Raw genomic sequence first — 19,009 nt, forward strand, 5'->3', positions numbered from 1 at the left:
GCAAAAGACCCCAGCACTACGACGCCGGCCGCTCACCTTTCCAAGGGTGCGCGGCCGGCGTCGTTGTGTCCGGGACCGTTTCAGGACGGACGATTGTGACTATCTCCGCAGGTGGGAGCCCTGCCAGCCGGTGTGGCCCCACGTCGTTCGGGCACATCCGTGCTAAAAAAGACTAATGCCCAAATTTGTCGACGCCGCATTGCGGCGCCAGGAAGTGGTCGAAGCGGTCTTCCGGATCGTCGCAGCGGACGGACTCGAAAGGGCTTCGCTCCGCGAGGTCGCGGACGAGGCGGAACTGGCCGTTGGATCGGTCCGCCACTACTTCGCCAGCAGCGACGAACTCCTGGCCCATTCCTTCGGGGTGGTCGTGGACCGGATCGTGGACCGGCTGGCAGCAGCGGATGACCGCCTTGCGGAGGCGCAGCCCGGCACCCCGGAACACCGCCAAGGCGTATTAACCCTGCTGGGCGAGTTTCTTCCCCTGGACGAGGAACGCGCGGTGGACGCCTGCGTCTGGATGGCGTTCAAGAATGCCGCAAGGACCAAGCCGTTCCTGGCCGCGGAAGCCGACCGGAGCCACCGCGCCGTAGCCGCAATCGTCGGGCGGCTGGTGATGGAGCTGTCGTCAGCCCGCGGCACCGACGTGACCATGGACCAGCAGCGGCTGGTCACCGAGGCCGAGCGCCTGCTGGCCACCCTGGACGGGCTCACCATGCACGCCCTGCTGCAGCCCGAATGGATGACCGCGCAGATGTGCAACGATGTGTTGGAGTCCCATCTCGCGGGCCTGGGCAGCTACGCTGGCAGCCATTAACGTGCGTTAACTTCAGGAATAGACTGGGAACGTACGTCTTGCCAAGGGAGGCAATTGGATGCACCACACAGGCGGGCCGGGCTGGCGGATCACCATGGACACTTCGGGTCCCATGCTCATTGCACTGTACGTTCGTGACGCTGCCGGACTGGACAGCGCTGGGCACCCGGCACTCTGCCAGGCGGCACCGAAGATCCGGCCTGCGGACCACACGCACCTCGTTGCCGAGGTAGGCGGACTCGGTGCCCTCAAAACCGAATGGGAAGCCTGGTGGGAGCAGCTCCTGAAGGCGCATCCCGAGATGTCCCCGGAACTGGGTCCGCCCGGCTTCCGCAGCTTCAGCAATTCCCCCGCGCTCCGGCGCGTGCTGCAGGCGCATTTTGGGGCTGCCCTGTCGTGGGCCCGGGAGCGCCGCGGCGAGTACCTGTCCCTGGAAGCCGAACGCGAAGCCGCGGGCGGCGTTCAACTGCTGCAGGACATGGTGGATGACCGGCTGCTTGAGGTGGGCCGGGCCGCCAATGACTTCACGTTGACCATCATCGAACTGCCCCTTGCCGAGCCGAGGGCCTGGTACCTGGAGCCCGACAAAATCATCATGAGCTCCGACCTGATGTCCCAGCCGGAGTTGTTCCGCAGCTATGTGCAGCCCGTGGTGGACCTGCTGGTCTGAGTCCGGCCGCGGGCGCTGAGTCCGGCGCAGGCGCCCCTCGGAGCACTTCAGGCTCCTGTGTCCCGCCGGGGGCAGGGAAAAGCGTCTATGGGGTCGGTGCCTCGGCGACGGTGACCCGGACCTGTCCGGCCGGCACGTCGGAGGGCTGCCAGCCGTCGCGGTCCTGCCGGGACCAGCCGCGGCCTTCGGCCTGTACTTCCGTGATGGACAGTGCCTTGGCGTTGGCAACGGCCCACTGAGCCAAGGCCCAGGCCCGCGTTCCCTCGGCGTCCAGGACGAGTGTGCTGCCATCCGTGGAGGCCGGAACGTCGCCGAAGGCGGCTGTCAGCCGCTCCTGCACGGCAGCCGGGTCGCCGGCCTCGTCGGGGGCGCGCAGCGAGCAGTCCAGGCCCGCGGCGGTCTGCCCGCTCAACGACGAGGCGAAGGCGCGGGCCATGACCTCGTGTTGGGCGTAGGCGTCCGGGTACGCGGAGCGCTGGACCCGCTGCGCGGCTTCGGTTATGTTCAGCGCCTGGTAGTCGGGGACCTTCGCGAGGGCGTCGTAGAAGGCGTTGCTTGCGTGATACGGGTCCATCACCTGTTCCGCAGTGCCCCAGCCCTGCGAGGGCCGCTGCTGGAAGAGGCCGCGGGAGTCCGGGCCTGCCTGGTCGCCATGGCTGATGTTCCGGATTTTGGACTCCTGCATGGCCGTGGCGAGTGCGATGCTGGCGGCCCGTGCGGGGAGCCCCCGGCGGACGGCGACGGCGGTAATGAGGCCGGCGTTGGCGGCCTGGTCCGTTGCGAGTTCGGCGCTGCCGCCGCCGACGGCCGTGCAGCGTTCGGTGATGAGGACTTCCGACCGCTGCACGAACGAAACCGCCGTGTAAACCCCGCCCGCGACCATTGCCAGGGTCAGCAGCAGCACAATTCGACGGCGCAAGCTGCCTTTGCGTGCCACGTGACTACTCCCTCAGGCCCGTCCGGGCCGGTCCATGCTGATGACGGTTGATTTCCCGCACCCAACCTTAGTTGGCGTGCAGGGCCTCGTTGAGTTCGACGGTCTGGCCCTTGCGCGGGAGGACCTCGACTTCACCGGTGGAGGAGTTGCGGCGGAACAGCAGGTTCGGGACACCGGAGAGCTCCACGGCCTTGACGATCTGGCTGGTGTCCTCGCCGTCGGCGTCCTTGGCGCCGACCACGCGGACGCGCGTGCCGGCCGTGACGTAGAGGCCGGCTTCGACGACGGAATCGTCGCCGATGCTGATGCCCACGCCGGAGTTGGCGCCCAGCAGCACCCGCTCGCCGAGGGAAATCTTTTCCTTGCCGCCGCCGGACAGGGTCCCCATGATGGAGGCGCCGCCGCCGACGTCGGACCCGTCACCGGCGACGACGCCGGCGGAGATGCGGCCTTCCACCATGGACGTGCCCAGGGTGCCCGCGTTGAAGTTGACGAAGCCTTCGTGCATAACCGTGGTGCCCTCGGCGAGGTGCGCGCCGAGGCGGACCCGGTCGGCGTCGGCAATGCGGACGCCGGAGGGGATGACGTAGTCGACCATGCGGGGGAACTTGTCCACACCGTAGACGGTGACGGCGCCGCGCTTGCGCAGCAGGGCGCGGGTCAGTTCAAAGCCCTCGACGGCGGCGGGACCGAAGTTGGTCCACACGACGTTGGGGAGTTTGCCGAAGATGCCGTCCAGGTTGATGCTGTTGGGCTGCACCAGGCGGTGCGAGAGCAGGTGCAGGCGCAGGTAGGCGTCGGCAGTGTCGGCGGGGGCTTCGTCGAGGTGGATCTGGGCGAACACGACCTTCTGCTCGGTTCCCCGGTCGGCGTCGGCTCCGGTTGCGGCGATGTCCAGCAGGGCCGGGTCCGCGTTTGCCACGTCGCGGAGGTTCTCCGCCGCTGTTCCGAGGGCCGGTGCCGGGAACCAGACGTCCAGCACCGTGGCATCACCGTTGCCGGTGGCGATGGTTGCGACGCCGTAGCCGTAGGCGGAGCGGGGGTCTGCGGGCACAGCGGAAGTAGCGGTTTCAGTCATGCCACAAGTCTATAGACGGCGCACGCGCTCCCCGAAACCGGTGACGGCCCAACCGGCCGGCAGCGGGGGCCGCTGTGCCGTCGCAAATGACCGCAGGCGTCAGTCCGTTGAGGCAGGCCGGCGGGCATATACAGTGGAACGGTGACTGAGCATACTGCCCCTGCCCGCCTGGACCTGCGCCAGGACGTTGCCCTGCTGACCGCGGACATCATCGACATTTTCAGTGTGTCGGGGGAGGAGCGCCGGTTGGCCGACGCCGTGGAGCATGCCCTCCGCTCCGTTCCGCAGCTGGAAGTGGTCCGCGACGGCGACTCGATCATTGCCCGCACCAACCTTGGCCGCGCCGAGCGTGTCATCCTCGCCGGGCACCTGGACACGGTGCCGCTGCCCACCACCGAGGGCTCCCTGGGGACCGTCCCGTCCTACTGGCCGTCGGGGGCCCCCGGCGAGGGGATACTGTACGGCCGCGGTGCCACCGACATGAAGGGCGGCGTCGCGGTCCAGCTGGCCCTGGCCGCGGGCCTGTTCGACGGCGGCGCGGAACCGGACAAGGACATCACCTTCGTCTTTTACGACCACGAGGAAGTCGAGGCCGTCAAGAGCGGACTCGGCCGGCTCGTCCGGAACCACGGCGGCCTCCTGGGCGGGGACTTTGCGATCCTGCTTGAACCTACAAACGGGACGGTGGAGGGCGGCTGCAACGGCACGATCCGCTTCGAAGCGACAACGACCGGCGAAGCCGCGCACTCCGCCCGCGCCTGGATGGGCAGCAACGCGATTCATGCCGCCGCCCCGATCCTGGCCAGGCTTGCCGCGTATGAGCCCCGGACCATTAGCGTGGACGGCCTGGACTACCGGGAAAGCCTCAACGCCGTGAAGGTCAACGGCGGGACCGCCGGCAACGTCATCCCGGACCGGTGCGTCGTGGAAATCAACTACCGGTTCGCCCCGGACAAGACCCCGGATGAGGCGGAGCGTCACGTGCGGGAACTGCTGGAAGGCTTCGACGTCGTCCGGACCGACAGCGCCGCCGGCGCCCGGCCCGGACTGACCCACCCCGCTGCGGCGTCCTTCGTCGCTGCGGTCGGTGCCGCGCCGAAGCCGAAATACGGCTGGACCGACGTCGCGCGGTTCAGCGAGCTGGGCATCCCGGCCGTGAACTTCGGGCCCGGCGACGCCCTGCTGGCGCACAAGGACAACGAACACGTCGACGCCGATGCGATCCGCGATTGCCTGCGGGCGCTGCGGAGCTGGCTCACGGAGTAACCACGGAGCACGTAAAAAGGTCCGGAAGCCCTTGCGGGATTCCGGACCTTTTTGTGTGCGGGGCGGTCTGCGCCGGGACTGCTTCGCGCGAAACTACTTGGCGGGGATCCCCGCGACCGGGACGTGCACCACGCCGCCGGCGGCCTTCTTGGATCCGCGCTTCTCAATCCAGATCGCGAGCCGGGAGACGGAGAAGTTGATGGCGATGTAGATCGCCGCCGCCACGAAGAACACCGGGAACAGGTAGTCCGGGCCCAGGAAGTCGGCCATGATCTGCACTTTGCGGAGCAGTTCCTCGTAGGACACGATGTAGCCCAGCGAGGTGTCCTTCAGGAGGACCACAAGCTGCGCCACGAGGGAGGGCAGCATGCGCCGGATCGCCTGCGGCAGTTCGATGCTGCGCCGGGACGCGAAGCTGGTGAGGCCGATCGCGAGGCCTGCTTCACGCTGGCCCTTGGGCAGGGACTGGATGCCGGCGCGGATGATCTCGGCGAAGATCGCCGAGTTGTACAGCACCAGGCCGGCGACGACGGCGACGAAGGATCCGGTCGCGAACACCAGCAGCACGAAGAACATCATCAGGACCACGGGCATGCCGCGCAGGAATTCCAGCACGATCCGGGTGGGGATGCGGATCCAGGCGACGTCGGAGATGCGCATGAGGCACAGCACCAGGCCCAGCGGGAAGGCGATGACCGCGGCGACCGCGGCGGCGGTGAGGGTCGCGCCGATGCCGTTGCCGATCAGCACCCAGACGTCTGGAATCTGGAAGACAGCCCAGCGTTGTGGTTCGAAAATGCCCTGCTGGGCGAGGATGGAAATGGACCACCAGAGCAGTCCGGCGATGGCGATGACGCCGATGATGGAGCCGATCAGGGAGACTCGGCGGGCCTTAGGGCCGGGGACGTCGTAAAGGACCGAGCTCATCGGGCGATCGCCACCTTTCGTTCAACCAGGTTGGCGATGTAGCCAAGCGGGACGGTTATCAGCAGGTAGAAGAAGGCGACGCCGACGAGGACCCACAGCACGGCGTCTCCGTTGGCGTTGGCGAGCTGGCGGCCGTAGCCGAAGAGCTCCATCACGTAGAAGGCGCCGGCCACCGAGGAGTTCTTGACGAGGGCGATCAGGATGTTGATCATGGGCGGAATCACCGTGCGCAGCGCCTGCGGAAGGATGATGAGGGTCAGGACCTGGCTGAACTTCATGCCGATGCTGCGGGCGGCCTCGGCCTGGCCGACCGGGACGCTGTTGACGCCGGAGCGCACCGCTTCGGCGATGAACGCCGAGGTGTAGGCGCTCAGGGCGATGATGGCGGCGACCTCGAACTGTTGGAACGTCACCCCAAGCCGGGGCAGGACCACGGCGGCGAAGAAGAATGCGATAGTCAGCGGGGTATTCCGGACGATCTCCACGTAAGTCATGCTGAAGCCGCGCAGGGCGGCGACGGGCGAGACGCGGGCTGCCGCGAGCAGGGTGCCGAAAATTAGTGCGAAGATCCCCGAGACCACGGACAGGAAGAGGGTTCTGAGAAAACCATCCACATACGCGGGAAGGTTATCAATGATGACGTCCATAGGTTCCTTAGGCTGCCTTGAGGGGAGTGGTGCGGGGGATGGGAATGGCGGTTGCCGGGGCCGCGTCGGGCGCGTGCCCCGGCAACCGCCACACCTGCCTAGTAGCGGTCGATCGTGGGAAGTGCGGGAGTGGTCTTGATGACCGTTCCGGCAGTGGTTTCCCAGGCCTTCTTGTAGGAACCGTCCTTGTCGGAGGCTTCCAGCTGGTCGTTGATCCACATGCGGAACGCGGTGTCGTCCTTCTTCAGGCCGATGCCGTAGGGCTCCTTGGTGAAGGTCTGATCCGAGGCCAGCTTGAAGGCGTCCGGTTCCTTGGACACGAATCCGGCCAGGATGACGTTGTCCGTGGTGATCGCTTCGACCTGCTTGTTGCGCAGCGGCTCAAGGCAAGCGGAGTAAGTGGCGGCCGGGACGAGGACTGCTCCGTACTTCTCGACGATCGTGGCGGCCGGGGTGGAACCGGTCACGGAGCAGACGTTTTTGCCCTTGACGTCCTCGGGCTTGGTGATGGTTGTGTTGTCCTTGTTGACCATCAGCGCCTGGCCGGCCTCGTAGTACGGTCCGGCGAAGTCGACTTCGGTCTTGCGCTTGTCGTTGATCGTGTAGGTGGCGACGATCATGTCCACCTTGCCCTGCTTGATGAACTGCTCGCGGTTGGCGGAGACGGTCTCCACCCACTCGATCTTGTCAGCGGGGATGCCCAGCTTCGCGGCGATCAGCTTGCCGATTTCCACGTCGAAACCGACGGGCTTGCCGTCGAGGCCTTTCTGGCCGAACAGCGGCTGATCGAACTTGGTGCCGATGACGATCTTGCCGGCAGATGAAAGCTTGGCCATGGTGGTGTCGGCCGCGAAGCTCGGCTTCTCTGCCACAGGCGGGTTGGACGTGGTGCTGCTGCCGCCGCAGGCGCTCAGGCTGAGCGCCAGCGCCGCGGACGCGGCAACCAGAAGGGATTTCCTTCGGAAAAATGCCTTCATGACATTCCTTTCATTGGACGGCCGCCTTGCGGCGGCCGGGGTGCGAACTCGGAGGGAACTCGTCAGGGATCAGTGGGTCAGCAGCTTGGAGAGGAAGTCTTTGGCGCGGCTGCTCTTGGGGTTGTTGAAGAACTCTTCGGGGGTGTCATCCTCGACGATCTGGCCGGCGTCCATGAAGATCACGCGGTCAGCGGCCTTGCGGGCGAAGCCCATCTCGTGGGTGACCACGATCATGGTCATGCCTTCCTTCGCCAGCTGGATCATGACGTCGAGGACTTCGTTGATCATTTCCGGGTCCAGGGCAGAGGTGGGCTCATCGAAGAGCATGACTTTCGGCTTCATGGCCAGGGCACGGGCAATCGCCACGCGCTGCTGCTGCCCGCCGGAGAGCTGCGCCGGCAGCTTGGGCGCCTGGTGCCCGACGCCGACGCGTTCCAGCAGCGCCATGGCGTCCTTGTCGGCTTCGGTCTTCGAGAGACCCTTGACCTTGATGGGGCCGAGGGTGACGTTCTCTAGGATCGTCTTGTGGGCGAAGAGGTTGAATGACTGGAAGACCATCCCGACGTCGGCCCGCAGTTTGGCGAGTTCCTTGCCCTCTTCGGGCAGTTCCTTGCCGTCGATCTTGATGACGCCGTCGTCGATCGTTTCCAGGCGGTTGATGGCCCGGCAAAGTGTCGACTTGCCGGAACCCGACGGTCCGATGACGACAACAACCTCGCCCTTGCGGACATTCAGGTTGATGTCCTTCAGGACGTGCAACTGGCCGTAATGCTTATTGACGGCGTTCAGGGAGACGAGCGCGTCGCCGGGCACTTGAGTAGTCATAAGAAGAATCTAGCGAACATTGCGGCTTTATGACCGCAATCACTCCGACTTCCTAGAGATCGTGATTCAAGAGATACCTGCAGGTCAGAGTGTCTGATGTGGCGTCGGGTACCCTGCGGTGCCCACCGGAGGTTCTGGCCGCGGCACCCGGGCGCCCGGGCCGCGCCGGACGGGCGCCGCCCGATTTCCGCGCTAACCTGTGGGCATGAGTACCGACCCGCAGTCCGCGCCAACCGGAAAGCCGGCCTCGGCGGCAGCCGGAAAACCAGCCGGAAAACCAGCCGGAAAACCAGCCGCCACCACAGCCGGGCAACCCGCTGGCAAGGCCTCCGGCGAACCCCGCGACACGCCGCCCCCGGCCGGCATCCGGCACAAGGGGCCCCTTGAGCTGCGGCGCAAGGCGGCCAGAGTCACGATGTCTGACCGGACGCTGCTGGACACCAAGGGGCCGGGCCAGTTTGTCCACACGGATCCGTGGCGGGTCCTGAGGATCCAGAGCGAGTTCGTTGAAGGGTTTGGCGCGCTGGCCGACCTGGGCCCGGCGGTGAGCGTCTTCGGCTCGGCACGGACCGTGCCCGGCAGCCTGAACTATGAACTCGCCGTCGAGGTGGGGCGGCAGCTCGCCGAAGCCGGCCTCGCCGTCATCACGGGCGGGGGCCCGGGCTCGATGGAGGCCGCCAACAAGGGCGCAGTCCAGGGCAACGGGGTGTCAGTGGGCCTCGGCATCGAACTGCCCTTCGAGCAGGGGATGAACCAGTGGGTGGACCTCGGGATCAACTTCAGGTACTTCTTCGCCCGCAAGACGATGTTCGTGAAGTACGCCCAGGGGTTCATCGTGCTGCCGGGCGGCCTCGGAACCCTGGATGAGCTCTTCGAAGCGATGGTCCTCGTCCAGACCCGGAAGGTGACCTCCTTCCCGATCGTCCTGCTCGGGACGGCGTTCTGGAGCCCGATGGTGGAATGGATCCAGAACACGCTTGTCTCCGAGGGCATGATGTCCGAGGAGGATCTGGACCTGCTGCAGGTGGTGGACGATCCCGCGCTCGCCGTGGAGCTGGTGGTGGAAGGCGCCGCCCGGCACCGGAACCCCAACGGCAGCAGCACCGGCAACGGGTCCACCAATGGGACCGCCAACGGAAACCCCGGCACGCGGGGCTGACACGCCACCGGCCGGACCCGCCGTCGTCTGGCACGATGGGGGAGTGAGCTTCTTCCTGGTTTTCCTTGCGATTGCGCTGGTTGGCGCCGCCTTTTTCCTCGGTGCCGGCCGGCCCTCGAAAGTCTTCCGTGGCCGCCGCGGGGCGGACGACGGCGGACTCCGCGCCTTCGATGACGGCTTCGACCAGCCGGTCGCGAACCTCCCGCCTGTGCTGCTGCCGGCCGAGGCAGAACCGTCCGACGTCGACCGCCTCCGTTTCGCCGTGGGCCTGCGGGGCTACCGGATGGACCAGGTGGACCAGGTGCTGGACGAGTTGCGGGACCAGCTCGCGGCCAAGGACCGGCAGATCGCGGAGCTGGGTACCGCCACTGGACGCCCCCGGCACAAGCCCGAGCAGGCTCCGTGAGTGGTGACCACGCCCGTCCGGAGGCGCCTGAGGCGGAGCCGCGGCCACACCGTGGTCCGGTGGCACGCCCTGCCCGCGGGCGCGGCGGGCCGGACCCGACCGCGGCAGCATGGAGCGTCATCGCAGCAGCCGGCGCCCGGGTGGCACGCTGGCCCTGGTGGGTCCAGGTGGGCGGACTCTATGTCGCCGCGCGGTTCGTCAGCGCCTGCATCTTCATGGCCGCCGCCCTGCACCAGGGCGTCAACCCCTGGTTCCCCGCCAAACCGGACTATTGGTCCTTCGTCAATATCTGGGACGCACGCTGGTACGGGGAAGCCCTGCAGAACGGCTACCCGGAGGTCCTCCCCACCGACGACGCGGGCAACGTGCAGGAGAACGCCTGGGCCTTCTACGCGCTCTTCCCCATGCTGGGCCGGGTGGTCGCGGGGCTGACCGGGATGCCGCCGGCGGCCGCGCTGACGCTCATCGCCCTGGTGGCGGGGCTGGGAGCGGCCCTGGCCATCTACAGCCTGTTCCGGCGCAAGGCATCGCACCGCACAGCGCTCTGGGCAACGGTGTTCGTCGCCACCTTTCCGGTCTCTCCCGTACTGCAGGTACCGTACGCCGAGTCGCTGAATCTGCTCCTGCTGGCAGCCGCCCTGCTCCTGGTGGTGGATCGGCGGTACCTGCTGGCCATGCCCGTCGTGGTGCTGATGTGCCTGTCCCGGCCCACGGGCGTGCCTTTCGCGGCGATGGTGGGGCTGCTGTTCCTCCACCGGGCGTGGCAGTACTACTCGGCGGCCCGCGGACCGTCAGTCGCGGAGGGCTTCGGCGTCCGGGGCGCCAGGCCGTCCGGGACCGGGACGTCCAGCACCGTGCCGCACAGCGGCCCCCAGCTCTGGTCCTTGGCCGGGTTGACCGCGGTCAGCGGTATCGGCGCCCTCATGTGGCCGGCCATCGCCTGGGCCGTAACCGGTGATATCCAGGCCTACACCAAAACGGAAACCGTCTGGCGCGGCCACGACCTGGTGCCGTTCAAACCCTGGTTCGACACCGGCGTCCTGCTCTTCGGCCCGGTGCTGGGACTGCTGGCGCCCTTTGTCTTCGTGTCACTGTTCACCTTGTTCATGACGTGCCGCCCGGTGCGGGCGCTGGGCACGGAGTTGCGGCTCTGGTGCGCCTGCTACATGGGCTACCTGCTGCTCTTCCTCCACCCGCAGACAAGCACCTTCCGGATGCTGCTCCCGCTCTTCCCGCTGGCCCTCAGCGCGGCACTCGTCTCCCGGTCCCGCGCGTACCGCAGCACGGTGGTGGTGATGTTCCTGCTGCTTCAGATCGTCTGGATCGTCTGGTTGTGGGCCTGGGCTCCGCTGCCCGGCGGAGGGGACTATCCGCCGTGACGCGCGGCACCTTTCGCGGCTGCCGGAGCAGCATCGGTGGGATCAGGACGCGGCGCGTCGGAAAGTCCAACGATTAGCTACAGTCGCGTTGTTACGCGATAATAGATGGTAAGCAAGGACAAGAAGCAAACTGAGTTTATGGCCCTGATGGCTTTCATCACGGCCTCCGGGCAGCTTGATTGACTAAGCGGACGCAGCCCGGCCGGGCTGGTATGTCACTGGACTAATGGAGGGGATATTCCTTATGGCGGCTATGAAACCACGCACCGGCGACGGCCCGATGGAAGTTACCAAAGAAGGGCGCAGCTTGATCATGCGCGTCCCGCTCGAGGGCGGCGGGCGGCTTGTGGTCGAGCTGAACACTGCGGAAGCCACCAACTTGAAGGAATGCCTCGTCGGCGTTACCGAGTAACTGCACGGCACTCTTGGACAGAAGGGCCATGAAGCTGCCCGTGACCATCCTGTTCCCGTTGCTTTTCTTCATCTTCCCGGTGCTCTTTATTGCGCTGCCGGGGCCGGGACCTCATGAAGGTTACTTTTTAACGGCTACCAGCAGGCCGTCGCCGGTGGGCAGCATGGCCGATGCGAGGCGGTCGTCTTCGCGGATGGACCTGCCCACTTGGCGCAGGACGACGGTGGTGGCCTCGCGTGCGGCCGGGTTGGCGACGCGGTCCTGGTCCAGGGCATCGTTGACGATCAGCAGGCCGCCGGACTTGAGCAGGCGGACGGCCTGTTCCACGTAGCCCGGGTAATTCGGTTTGTCCGCGTCAATGAACACCAGGTCATAGGCGCCGTCCGTCAGCCGTGGGAGGACGTCGCGGGCACGGCCGGAAATGGTCCGCGTGCGGTTGGCCGGGCTGCCGGCCTCCTGGAACGCCTCGCGTGCGGCTTTCAGGTGCTCGACGTCGACGTCGATGGTGGTCAGTACGGCGTGAGGACCCAGGCCGCGCAGGATGCAGACGCCGGAGACGCCCGCGCCCGTGCCGATTTCAACCGCGGTCTGGGCTTTGGACGACGCGGCCAAGACGGTCAGGACGGCCCCGACGCCCGGGCCGACCGGGGTGACGCCCAGTTCGAAGGACCGTTCGCGCGCGTGCAACAGAACCTCATCCTCGGCAGGCAGATCTTCTGCGTAGGACCAGCTCGTGGACTTATCGGCGCTCATGGAATTCGCTTTCTGGGCGGCAGGGGATTGTTTAGTCCAGCGTACTGTGTCAGGTGCTGACCGGCCGGGAGGCGCCCCCGCTGCGGGCCGGGATGGCGGGCACGGCGGCACAGCGCCGGACCGGCTTCCAGTTCCGCCGTGGGCGGAAGGAGGCCCGGCGTCAGGAAATTCCCAGCTTATGTTGAAATGATGGAGATCCGCTCATCCGCGTGGTGATCGGCGTCGAATCTAGGGTGAAGGAGCTTGCGCCCGCAAGCACCGTCCACGGCGTAAGCACCATCCACGAGGGGAGCGGACAATGTCGGTAGTGGCAGCTGTCCCTGCAACTGAAGAGTCCCTGCCTGCGGCGGAAGGGGAATGGGTCCGGCCCACCTGGGAGGAAGTGGTGACCAACCACTCCGCGAAGGTGTACCGCCTCGCGTACCGGCTCACCGGCAACAAGTACGACGCCGAGGACCTCACCCAGGAAGTGTTCGTCCGCGTGTTCCGCTCGCTCGAGAACTTCAAGCCCGGCACCCTGGACGGCTGGCTGCACCGGATCACCACCAACCTCTTCCTGGACCAGGCCCGGCGTAAGAGCCGAATCCGCTTTGACGCGCTGGCAGAAGACGCCGAATCCCGCCTGCCCGGACGCGAACCCGGGCCGGAACAGAGTTTTGAATTCAACAACCTTGACGTCGATGTCCAGGCCGCCCTGGAAGAGCTGCCCCCGGACTTCCGCGCCGCCGTCGTGCTCTGCGACCTCGAGGGGCTGTCCTACGACGAGGTGGCCGTCGCCCTGGGCATCAAGCTCGGGACTGTCCGCTCCAGGATCCACCGCGGACGGACCATGCTGCGGGAGAAGCTGGCGCACCGCGACCCGCGGCCGCAGCAGTCTGCCAAGACCTCGCTGAAGCCGCGGCTCAAGATGCCGCGCATCGCCGGTCTCCTCTGAACCAGGCGATGCGTCTGCTGAAACGACTGTTGCGCCGCGGCCATGACAGGCGGCGCCAGCACGTGGAATCGTGTGCGGAATGCCGGCTGCGGCTGCGCCGGGAGCGTGAGTACCTGGAGCGGCTGCGGGGTGCTGAAGTCCCCATGGCCAGCGATGACCTGACGGCGCGACTGCTGGCTCGCACCGAGGAACTGGCCCGAAACGGGCAGCCTGCGACGTACCGACTGTCCGCCGACGTACCTGCTGCCCGCGGCTTTCGTCCGGCAATCCGGCCTGCCGTGCTGGTCGCCGGCAGCGCCGTGGCCGCAGCGGCCCTGCTCGGAGGATCGGCCTACCTGATGGGCGGCGAGCCCGCCCCGCTGGCCGGCGGAACGCCGGCCTCAGTTTTCCTGCAGCGGGACCTCTCAGCCTCCGCGCCGGCCGCCGCCGACGCCGCGGCGGGGCCGCCCGCCGGCTGGAGCCTCACCGGCGAACCGGATTTCACCCCGGACGGAGCCCTCACTGCGGCGCAGCTCTCCACGCTGCGCTCCGAGGGCTGGACGTGCCCCGAGCTCCGTGAACTCGGCTATCACCTGGTCTGGGCCCGGGGCGGGGTGCTGGCCGGCGTCAACATTGTGGAACTGCGCCTCACCGACGGCCGGCATTTCGCGATCATCCTCGAACAGCACGGCAGCCGGCCCGCGCGGTCCGCTACGCCGGGCGATGTGTCGCATTCTTCCCCGCAGGCGCCGGTCAATGTGCTCACGGGCCGGTCGGCGGCGTCGGATGGCTTTACCACCGAGACGGTTCCGGCCGGCGGGGTCCTGTGGGTCAACCATGCTTCCCCCTTCGCGGCCATCTACGAGTCCGGCGATGCCACGTTCACCTACGTCTCGGACCAGGCAGCGGAGCAGGCCGACGACGGCCTGGCCGCATTGGTGCGCGCCGGCACCCTGTCGCCGGGTGCGGCCGGCGGAGACGGGGCGGGGACCGGCGCCGGGCACAACGTCACCGCCCGGCTGGAGCGCGGCCTGGGCAGGATTCTGGAGCTGCTGGCCCCGTGACCGGCGGTTCTGCCGGGGCCATGCACCGTGTGTCAGGGCCGAATCGTCCCAGCTCCAATTGAGAGGGTAATCTTCCTACAGTGCTTGGAATCAATGGACCGGAGTTCTTACTTCTGCTGATCATCGGACTTCTGGTGATTGGTCCAAGCAGGCTGCCCGAATACACCCAGAAACTTGCCAACATCGTCAAGGAAGTCCGCCGGATGGCGTCCGGGGCGCGGGAGCAGATCAAGGATGAAGTCGGCATCGATATCGATGATGTCGACTGGAAGAAATACGATCCCCGGCAGTACGATCCGCGCAGGATCATCAAGGAAGCGCTGCTGGACGATGACACCAAGCCGGTCAGCACCGGCGCCCCGGCCGCCGCAGCCACCGTGGCTGCAGCCTCCGCGGCCGCGGACCGCCGTCCGGCCCGCGTGATGGAGCGCCTCGGGGACGGCGAGCCCGCACCCTTCGACTCGGAAGCTACCTAGCGCGGCTGCAGGCCCAGGGACAGTCCGCTCAGCCCGCGCGGGGCCGCGGAGAGCTTCCCCGCGATGTCCAGTAGCGCCACAGCGGACGGCGTCTCGGGACGGCCCAGCACCAGGGGAACCCCGGCGTCGCCACCCTCCCGCAGCAGGATGTCCAGCGGGATCTGTCCCAGCAGCGGAACGTCGGTTCCCACCGTGGCGGACAGCCGTTCGGCCAGCACAGCGCCGCCGCCGCTGCCGAACAGCTCCATCCGGCCGCCGTCGGGCATTTCCAGGTAGGACATGTTTTCCACGACCCCGGCGACGCTCTGGCCAGTCTGGGTCGCGATGGCTCCCGCCCGCTCGGCCACGTCCGCGGCAGCAGCCTGCGGCGTGGTCACCACCAGGATCTGCGCTTTCGGCAGGAGCTGCGCCACGGAGATGGCGATGTCTCCGGTTCCGGGCGGAAGGTCCAGGAAGAGCGCGTCGAGGTCGCCGAAGTAGACGTCCGTGAGGAACTGCTCCAGGGCCCTGTGCAACATGGGCCCGCGCCAGGCGACCGGCTGGTTGCCGGTGACGAACATACCGATGGAGATGACTTTGACGCCGTAGGCCACCGGCGGCAGGATCATGTCGTCCACCCGGGTGGGGGCCTGGGTGATGCCCATCAGCGCCGGGACGGAGAAGCCGTAGACGTCCGCGTCCACGATTCCCACGCGCAGCCCCTGGGCGGCCAGCGCGCAGGCGAGGTTCACCGTCACGGAGGACTTGCCCACCCCGCCCTTGCCGCTCGCGACCGCATACACCTTGGTCAGCGAGCCGGGTTCGTTGAACGGGATCCCGCGCTGCCCGCCCGGGCCGCGGAGCTGTTCCTTGAGGGCGTCGCGCTGCTCCTGTGTCATGACCTTCAGTTCGACGTCGACGCCGGTTACTCCGGGTACGGCGGCCAGCGCGGCCTCGCAGTCAGCGGTGATGGTGCCGCGCAGGGGGCAGCCGGCAATGGTCAGGAGCACCGCCAGCCGCACCCGGCCGCCGTCGGAGACCTCCACCGTGTCCACCATGCCCAGCTCGGTGATGGGACGGCGGAGTTCGGGGTCGATCACGGTGGCCAGTGCGGCGTGGACTGCCTGCTCCACGGAAGTGGCCGGGGAGGTGTCCTGGAGGCTGTTGTCCTGGGTGGGGTTCATGCGGTGAATGCTCAGCTCTCGGGGGAAGCAGGGTGTGCCGGGGCTCCGGCGGTGTCCGGCGAGCCGCCTCGAAGCGTGTCCGGCGTCGTGGTGGCTCGCTTGCTGGTTCTGGGCTCGTTCCTGCCGTCGGCCTTGACCCGGGGGATTTGCTGGGTGCGGGGGCTGCGCTGCTTGTCGCGCCGTTCCTTCAGCTTTTCCTTGACCTTGTCCCGCGGCGACTCGTGCGCGCCGGCCGAGGGGTCATGGGTGCGCAGTTCCTCCTGCGCCTCCAGCATGTCCTCCAGCAGGCTGCGGAGTTCGGCCCGGACGTAATCGCGGGTGGCGACTTCCCGCAGGGCGATCCGCAGCGACGCGAGTTCCCGGGTGAGGTACTCGGTGTCGGAGAGGTTCCGCTCGGCGCGCTGGCGGTCCTGCTCCAGGGAGACGCGGTCACGGTCGTCCTGCCGGTTCTGGGCCAGGAGCAACAGGGGAGCCGCGTACGAGGCCTGCAGCGAGAGCATCAGGGTCAGCAGGGTGAAACCGAGGGCCCGGGAATCGAACTGCCAGTCCTCCGGGGCAAACGTGTTCCACGCCAGCCAGATCACGACGAACACCGTCATGTAGACCAGGAACTGCGGCGTGCCCATAAAACGGGCAAAGCCTTCCGTGGTCTGGCCGAACGCGTCCGGGTTGGGGGAGAACTTCGGCAGGATCCGCTGCCGGCCGCTCAATGGGGTATCGAGGCTTCCCTTGGACGATTTGCTGCCCGTCCGGACGTGGGGGTTCCGTGGTGCGCTGTTATCAGCCAATGCGGCCTCCAAGCTTCCTTATCGGGACATCGTCCTCGTGGGCGCGCCAGTCATCGGGCAGCAGATGATCCAGCACATCGTCAACAGTCACCGCCCCCACAAGCCGACCGTCGCTGTTGACGACGGGGAGCGAGTTGAGGTTGTAGGTGGCCAGCGTGCGGGCCACCTCGCTGATGTGGGCCTGGTCGGACACCGGTTCCAGGGTCTTGTCCACGAGGTTGCCCAGCGGTTCGGGCGGCGGGAAGCGCAGCAGTTGCTGGATGTGGACGACGCCGAGGAAACGGCCCGTGGGGGTCTCCAGCGGCGGCCGGGCAATGAAGATCGACGAGGCCAGGGCAGGGGAGAGCTCCTCGCGGCGGACGTGCGCGAGGGCTTCGGCCACGGTGGCCTCCGGGGGCAGGATGACCGGAACCGGCGTCATCAGGCCGCCGGCGGTGTCCTCGTCGTATTCGAGCAGCCGGCGGACGTCCTCGGCACCTTCGGGTTCCATCAGCTGGAGCAACTCTTCGGCCTGGGCGCTGGGGAGTTCGGCGAGAAGGTCGGCGGCGTCGTCCGGGTCCATCTCCTCGAGCACGTCCGCGGCGCGGTTCACGTCGAGGGCGGAGAGGATCTCCACCTGGTCGCCTTCGGGCATCTCCTGCAGGACGTCGGCCAGCCGTTCGTCCTGGAGTTCGCTGGCCACCTCGAAGCGGCGCTTGTCGCTCATCTCCTGCAGGGCCTCGGCGAAGTCGGCAGGCTTCAGGTCCTCGTGGGTCGCGACGAACGCGGTGGCGGCCTGGGGCTCGGTGCGGGCGCCCTGCTGCGCGTCGGCCCAGTCAATGATCAGGGTCTCGTTGCGGCGCAGCCTGCTCAGCGGTGAGAGGGAGTGTCCGCGGCGGACGAAGAGCTTGCTGACAAACCAGTCGCCGGAGCGGTGCTTGTCCATCGCGATGTCCTCGATCGTGGCGTCCCCGCTGCCGTCGGCGAGGGTGACGCGGCGGTCGAACATTTCGGCCACCACCAGGGTTTCGGCGCCGCGTTGTTCGAAGCGCCGCAGGTTCACCAGCCCGGTGCAGATGACCTGCGTCTGGTCGATCGAGGTGATCCGGGTCATCGGCACGAAGACCCGCTTCTTCCCGGGAACCTCGACGACGATGCCCACCACGTGCGGGGCGCCCCGGGTGCCGCGGGAGAGCACAACGACATCGCGCAGCCGGCCCAGACGGTCGCCCAGTGGGTCGAAGACGTCGAGTCCGAGGAGGCGCGCGACAAACACCCGCGAAAGATTTGTGCTCACCTGTACAGGCTACCGAGTCCGCTCTCTTTTAGCTGAATTTGCAGCCAGTGCCCAGCCGGATAGGTAAGAATAGGCATATGTCAAACATTTTTGGAGCTCCCAGGGCTGGCGCCCCCAACGGCCCGGACGAGGCGCGCAGTGTTCCCAAGGGCGACACTGTTGGCTCCTACAACTCCTACCTGGATGCCCAGAAGGCGGTGGACTACCTCGCGGACCAGCAGTTCCCGGTGCAGATGGTCTCGATCGTCGGTAACGACCTGAAGATGGTTGAGCGGGTCACCGGCAGGCTCTCGTACCCCCGGGTGGCACTCTCCGGGGCGCTGAGCGGCATGTGGTTCGGCCTGTTCGTCGGCGTGATGCTGTCCTTCTTCTCCGAGACGGGCGGGTACTTCTCGATTGTGACCTCGGTGCTGATGGGTGCGGCGTTCTTTATGCTGTTCGGCATCGTCACCTACGCCATGCAGCGGGGGAAGCGGGACTTCACCTCCACGAGCCAGGTGGTGGCGACCAACTACGACGTCGTGGTTTCCTTCGAAGCGGCCAACGAGGCGCGCCGGCTGCTCCACCAACTGCCAATGACGCAGCATGACGCGTCGGCGTCCGCGGGTACTCCCGGCTATTCCCAGCGCGACTACCAGCATCAGCCGTACCAGCCCGGTCCCGAGCAGGGTTCCCGGCAGCCCGGCCCGGAAAGCCATGCTCCGCAGCGCCCCGCGGGCTGGAATGACCCCTACGGCCAGCGGGCTCCCGAGTCCGGCGGACAGCCTGACGGCGGATGGCAGCCTCCTAACCAGCAGCCCGGCAACCAGCCGGCGGTAAACCAGCAGCCTGCGGAGCCTTCCCGCCAGCCGGACGGATCAACCGACGCAGAGCAGGCCGCTGAAGAGCCAGCCAAGCCCAGCGGGTTCGCCTACCCGGACCTGCCCGACGGCCGCCCGCAGTACGGCGTCCGGGTCACCGATGCACCCAAGCAGGATCCCGGCCAGGACGGCTCGCGGCACTAGCTTGTAACGCAGAAGGCCTCCGCCCGGAGTGATCCGGGCGGAGGCCTTCTTTGTGTCAGCAACTTTGTGGCAGCG

General features: G+C 67.3%; 21 protein-coding genes. 11 read left to right on the plus strand and 10 right to left on the minus strand.

What is annotated here, in order from left to right:
- The first annotated feature begins 175 nt into the window (after positions 1–175).
- A complete protein-coding gene (locus ASE96_RS02770) occupies positions 176–814 on the plus strand; it encodes a TetR/AcrR family transcriptional regulator (RefSeq protein WP_056425604.1) in 639 nt (212 codons plus the stop codon).
- A 58-nt stretch (positions 815–872) separates the two neighbouring features.
- Entirely contained in the window at positions 873–1,484 is a 612-nt protein-coding gene (locus ASE96_RS02775; RefSeq protein ID WP_056425605.1) for a hypothetical protein, read from the plus strand.
- Positions 1,485–1,569: 85 nt separating this feature from the next.
- Here the strand turns inward: ASE96_RS02775 and ASE96_RS02780 are convergent, their stop codons facing one another.
- Entirely contained in the window at positions 1,570–2,421 is an 852-nt protein-coding gene (locus tag ASE96_RS02780; RefSeq protein WP_442853874.1) for a hypothetical protein, read from the minus strand.
- Between the two features lie 67 nt (positions 2,422–2,488).
- Positions 2,489–3,499 carry a 2,3,4,5-tetrahydropyridine-2,6-dicarboxylate N-succinyltransferase gene (gene dapD, locus ASE96_RS02785; RefSeq protein WP_056425608.1) on the minus strand — a complete coding sequence of 337 codons (1,011 nt, stop codon included), beginning with the start codon at positions 3,497–3,499 and terminating at the stop codon, positions 2,489–2,491.
- A 141-nt stretch (positions 3,500–3,640) separates the two neighbouring features.
- Here dapD and dapE point away from each other — a divergent pair, with 141 nt between their 5' ends.
- The gene (gene dapE / locus ASE96_RS02790; RefSeq protein ID WP_056425611.1) at positions 3,641–4,765 is read left to right on the plus strand and encodes a succinyl-diaminopimelate desuccinylase; all 1,125 of its coding nucleotides are present in this window, start codon (positions 3,641–3,643) and stop codon (positions 4,763–4,765) included.
- A 93-nt stretch (positions 4,766–4,858) separates the two neighbouring features.
- On the opposite strand, the gene ASE96_RS02795 is transcribed toward dapE, so the two are convergent.
- The 4 genes from ASE96_RS02795 to ASE96_RS02810 all read right to left on the minus strand — a co-directional run bounded on the left by ASE96_RS02795 (position 4,859) and on the right by ASE96_RS02810 (position 8,141).
- On the minus strand, positions 4,859–5,692 hold the full coding sequence (locus ASE96_RS02795) for an amino acid ABC transporter permease (protein WP_056425613.1): 834 nt from the start codon (positions 5,690–5,692) through the stop codon (positions 4,859–4,861).
- Positions 5,689–6,339 (minus strand): amino acid ABC transporter permease, encoded by a 651-nt coding sequence (locus ASE96_RS02800; protein WP_056425615.1) that lies wholly within the window; start codon positions 6,337–6,339, stop codon positions 5,689–5,691. The genes ASE96_RS02795 and ASE96_RS02800 overlap by 4 nt, the downstream gene beginning before the upstream one ends.
- Positions 6,340–6,437: 98 nt before the next feature.
- Positions 6,438–7,316: a glutamate ABC transporter substrate-binding protein gene (locus ASE96_RS02805; RefSeq protein ID WP_056425617.1), complete on the minus strand. Its 879-nt coding sequence runs from the start codon at positions 7,314–7,316 to the stop codon at positions 6,438–6,440.
- 69 nt (positions 7,317–7,385) lie between these two features.
- Positions 7,386–8,141, minus strand: a complete 756-nt coding sequence (locus ASE96_RS02810; protein WP_056425621.1) for an amino acid ABC transporter ATP-binding protein — start codon at positions 8,139–8,141, stop codon at positions 7,386–7,388.
- Between the two features lie 199 nt (positions 8,142–8,340).
- On the opposite strand from ASE96_RS02810, the gene ASE96_RS02815 reads away from it, so the two are divergent.
- From ASE96_RS02815 to ASE96_RS18715, 4 genes are all read left to right on the plus strand, one after another.
- Positions 8,341–9,300, plus strand: a complete 960-nt coding sequence (locus ASE96_RS02815; RefSeq protein ID WP_442853875.1) for a TIGR00730 family Rossman fold protein — start codon at positions 8,341–8,343, stop codon at positions 9,298–9,300.
- A gap of 43 nt (positions 9,301–9,343) precedes the next feature.
- Positions 9,344–9,706 carry a DivIVA domain-containing protein gene (locus ASE96_RS02820; protein WP_056425624.1) on the plus strand — a complete coding sequence of 121 codons (363 nt, stop codon included), beginning with the start codon at positions 9,344–9,346 and terminating at the stop codon, positions 9,704–9,706.
- 59 nt (positions 9,707–9,765) lie between these two features.
- Positions 9,766–11,085: a glycosyltransferase family 39 protein gene (locus ASE96_RS02825; RefSeq protein WP_056425627.1), complete on the plus strand. Its 1,320-nt coding sequence runs from the start codon at positions 9,766–9,768 to the stop codon at positions 11,083–11,085.
- A 244-nt stretch (positions 11,086–11,329) separates the two neighbouring features.
- Positions 11,330–11,497 carry a DUF3117 domain-containing protein gene (locus ASE96_RS18715; RefSeq protein WP_082492535.1) on the plus strand — a complete coding sequence of 56 codons (168 nt, stop codon included), beginning with the start codon at positions 11,330–11,332 and terminating at the stop codon, positions 11,495–11,497.
- A gap of 120 nt (positions 11,498–11,617) precedes the next feature.
- On the opposite strand, the gene ASE96_RS02830 is transcribed toward ASE96_RS18715, so the two are convergent.
- On the minus strand, positions 11,618–12,250 hold the full coding sequence (locus ASE96_RS02830; RefSeq protein ID WP_056425630.1) for an O-methyltransferase: 633 nt from the start codon (positions 12,248–12,250) through the stop codon (positions 11,618–11,620).
- A 298-nt stretch (positions 12,251–12,548) separates the two neighbouring features.
- Here ASE96_RS02830 and sigE point away from each other — a divergent pair, with 298 nt between their 5' ends.
- The 3 genes from sigE (at position 12,549) to ASE96_RS02845 (ending at position 14,703) form a co-directional block, all read left to right on the plus strand.
- The gene (gene sigE, locus ASE96_RS02835) at positions 12,549–13,184 is read left to right on the plus strand and encodes an RNA polymerase sigma factor SigE (RefSeq protein ID WP_056425632.1); all 636 of its coding nucleotides are present in this window, start codon (positions 12,549–12,551) and stop codon (positions 13,182–13,184) included.
- Between the two features lie 8 nt (positions 13,185–13,192).
- Entirely contained in the window at positions 13,193–14,227 is a 1,035-nt protein-coding gene (locus tag ASE96_RS02840; protein ID WP_156367476.1) for an anti-sigma factor, read from the plus strand.
- Positions 14,228–14,307: 80 nt separating this feature from the next.
- Positions 14,308–14,703: a hypothetical protein gene (locus tag ASE96_RS02845; protein WP_056425639.1), complete on the plus strand. Its 396-nt coding sequence runs from the start codon at positions 14,308–14,310 to the stop codon at positions 14,701–14,703.
- Here the strand turns inward: ASE96_RS02845 and ASE96_RS02850 are convergent.
- Genes ASE96_RS02850 through ASE96_RS02860 form a run of 3 tightly spaced genes read right to left on the minus strand, consistent with a single transcriptional unit; the run spans position 14,700 to position 17,930 of the window.
- Positions 14,700–15,866, minus strand: coding sequence for an Mrp/NBP35 family ATP-binding protein (locus ASE96_RS02850; RefSeq protein WP_056425641.1), 1,167 nt, complete (start codon positions 15,864–15,866; stop codon positions 14,700–14,702). The two genes, ASE96_RS02845 and ASE96_RS02850, sit on opposite strands and share 4 nt — an antisense overlap.
- An 11-nt stretch (positions 15,867–15,877) precedes the next feature.
- On the minus strand, positions 15,878–16,666 hold the full coding sequence (locus ASE96_RS02855) for a DUF1003 domain-containing protein (RefSeq protein ID WP_056425643.1): 789 nt from the start codon (positions 16,664–16,666) through the stop codon (positions 15,878–15,880).
- Positions 16,647–17,930, minus strand: a complete 1,284-nt coding sequence (locus tag ASE96_RS02860; protein WP_056425646.1) for a magnesium transporter MgtE N-terminal domain-containing protein — start codon at positions 17,928–17,930, stop codon at positions 16,647–16,649. The genes ASE96_RS02855 and ASE96_RS02860 overlap by 20 nt, the downstream gene beginning before the upstream one ends.
- Before the next feature lie 77 nt (positions 17,931–18,007).
- Here ASE96_RS02860 and ASE96_RS02865 point away from each other — a divergent pair, with 77 nt between their 5' ends.
- Positions 18,008–18,934, plus strand: coding sequence for a general stress protein (locus tag ASE96_RS02865; RefSeq protein WP_056425649.1), 927 nt, complete (start codon positions 18,008–18,010; stop codon positions 18,932–18,934).
- Positions 18,935–19,009 lie beyond the last annotated feature (75 nt).

It is taken from the genome of Arthrobacter sp. Leaf69, from assembly GCF_001422645.1.
Classification (GTDB): Bacteria; Actinomycetota; Actinomycetes; order Actinomycetales; family Micrococcaceae; genus Arthrobacter.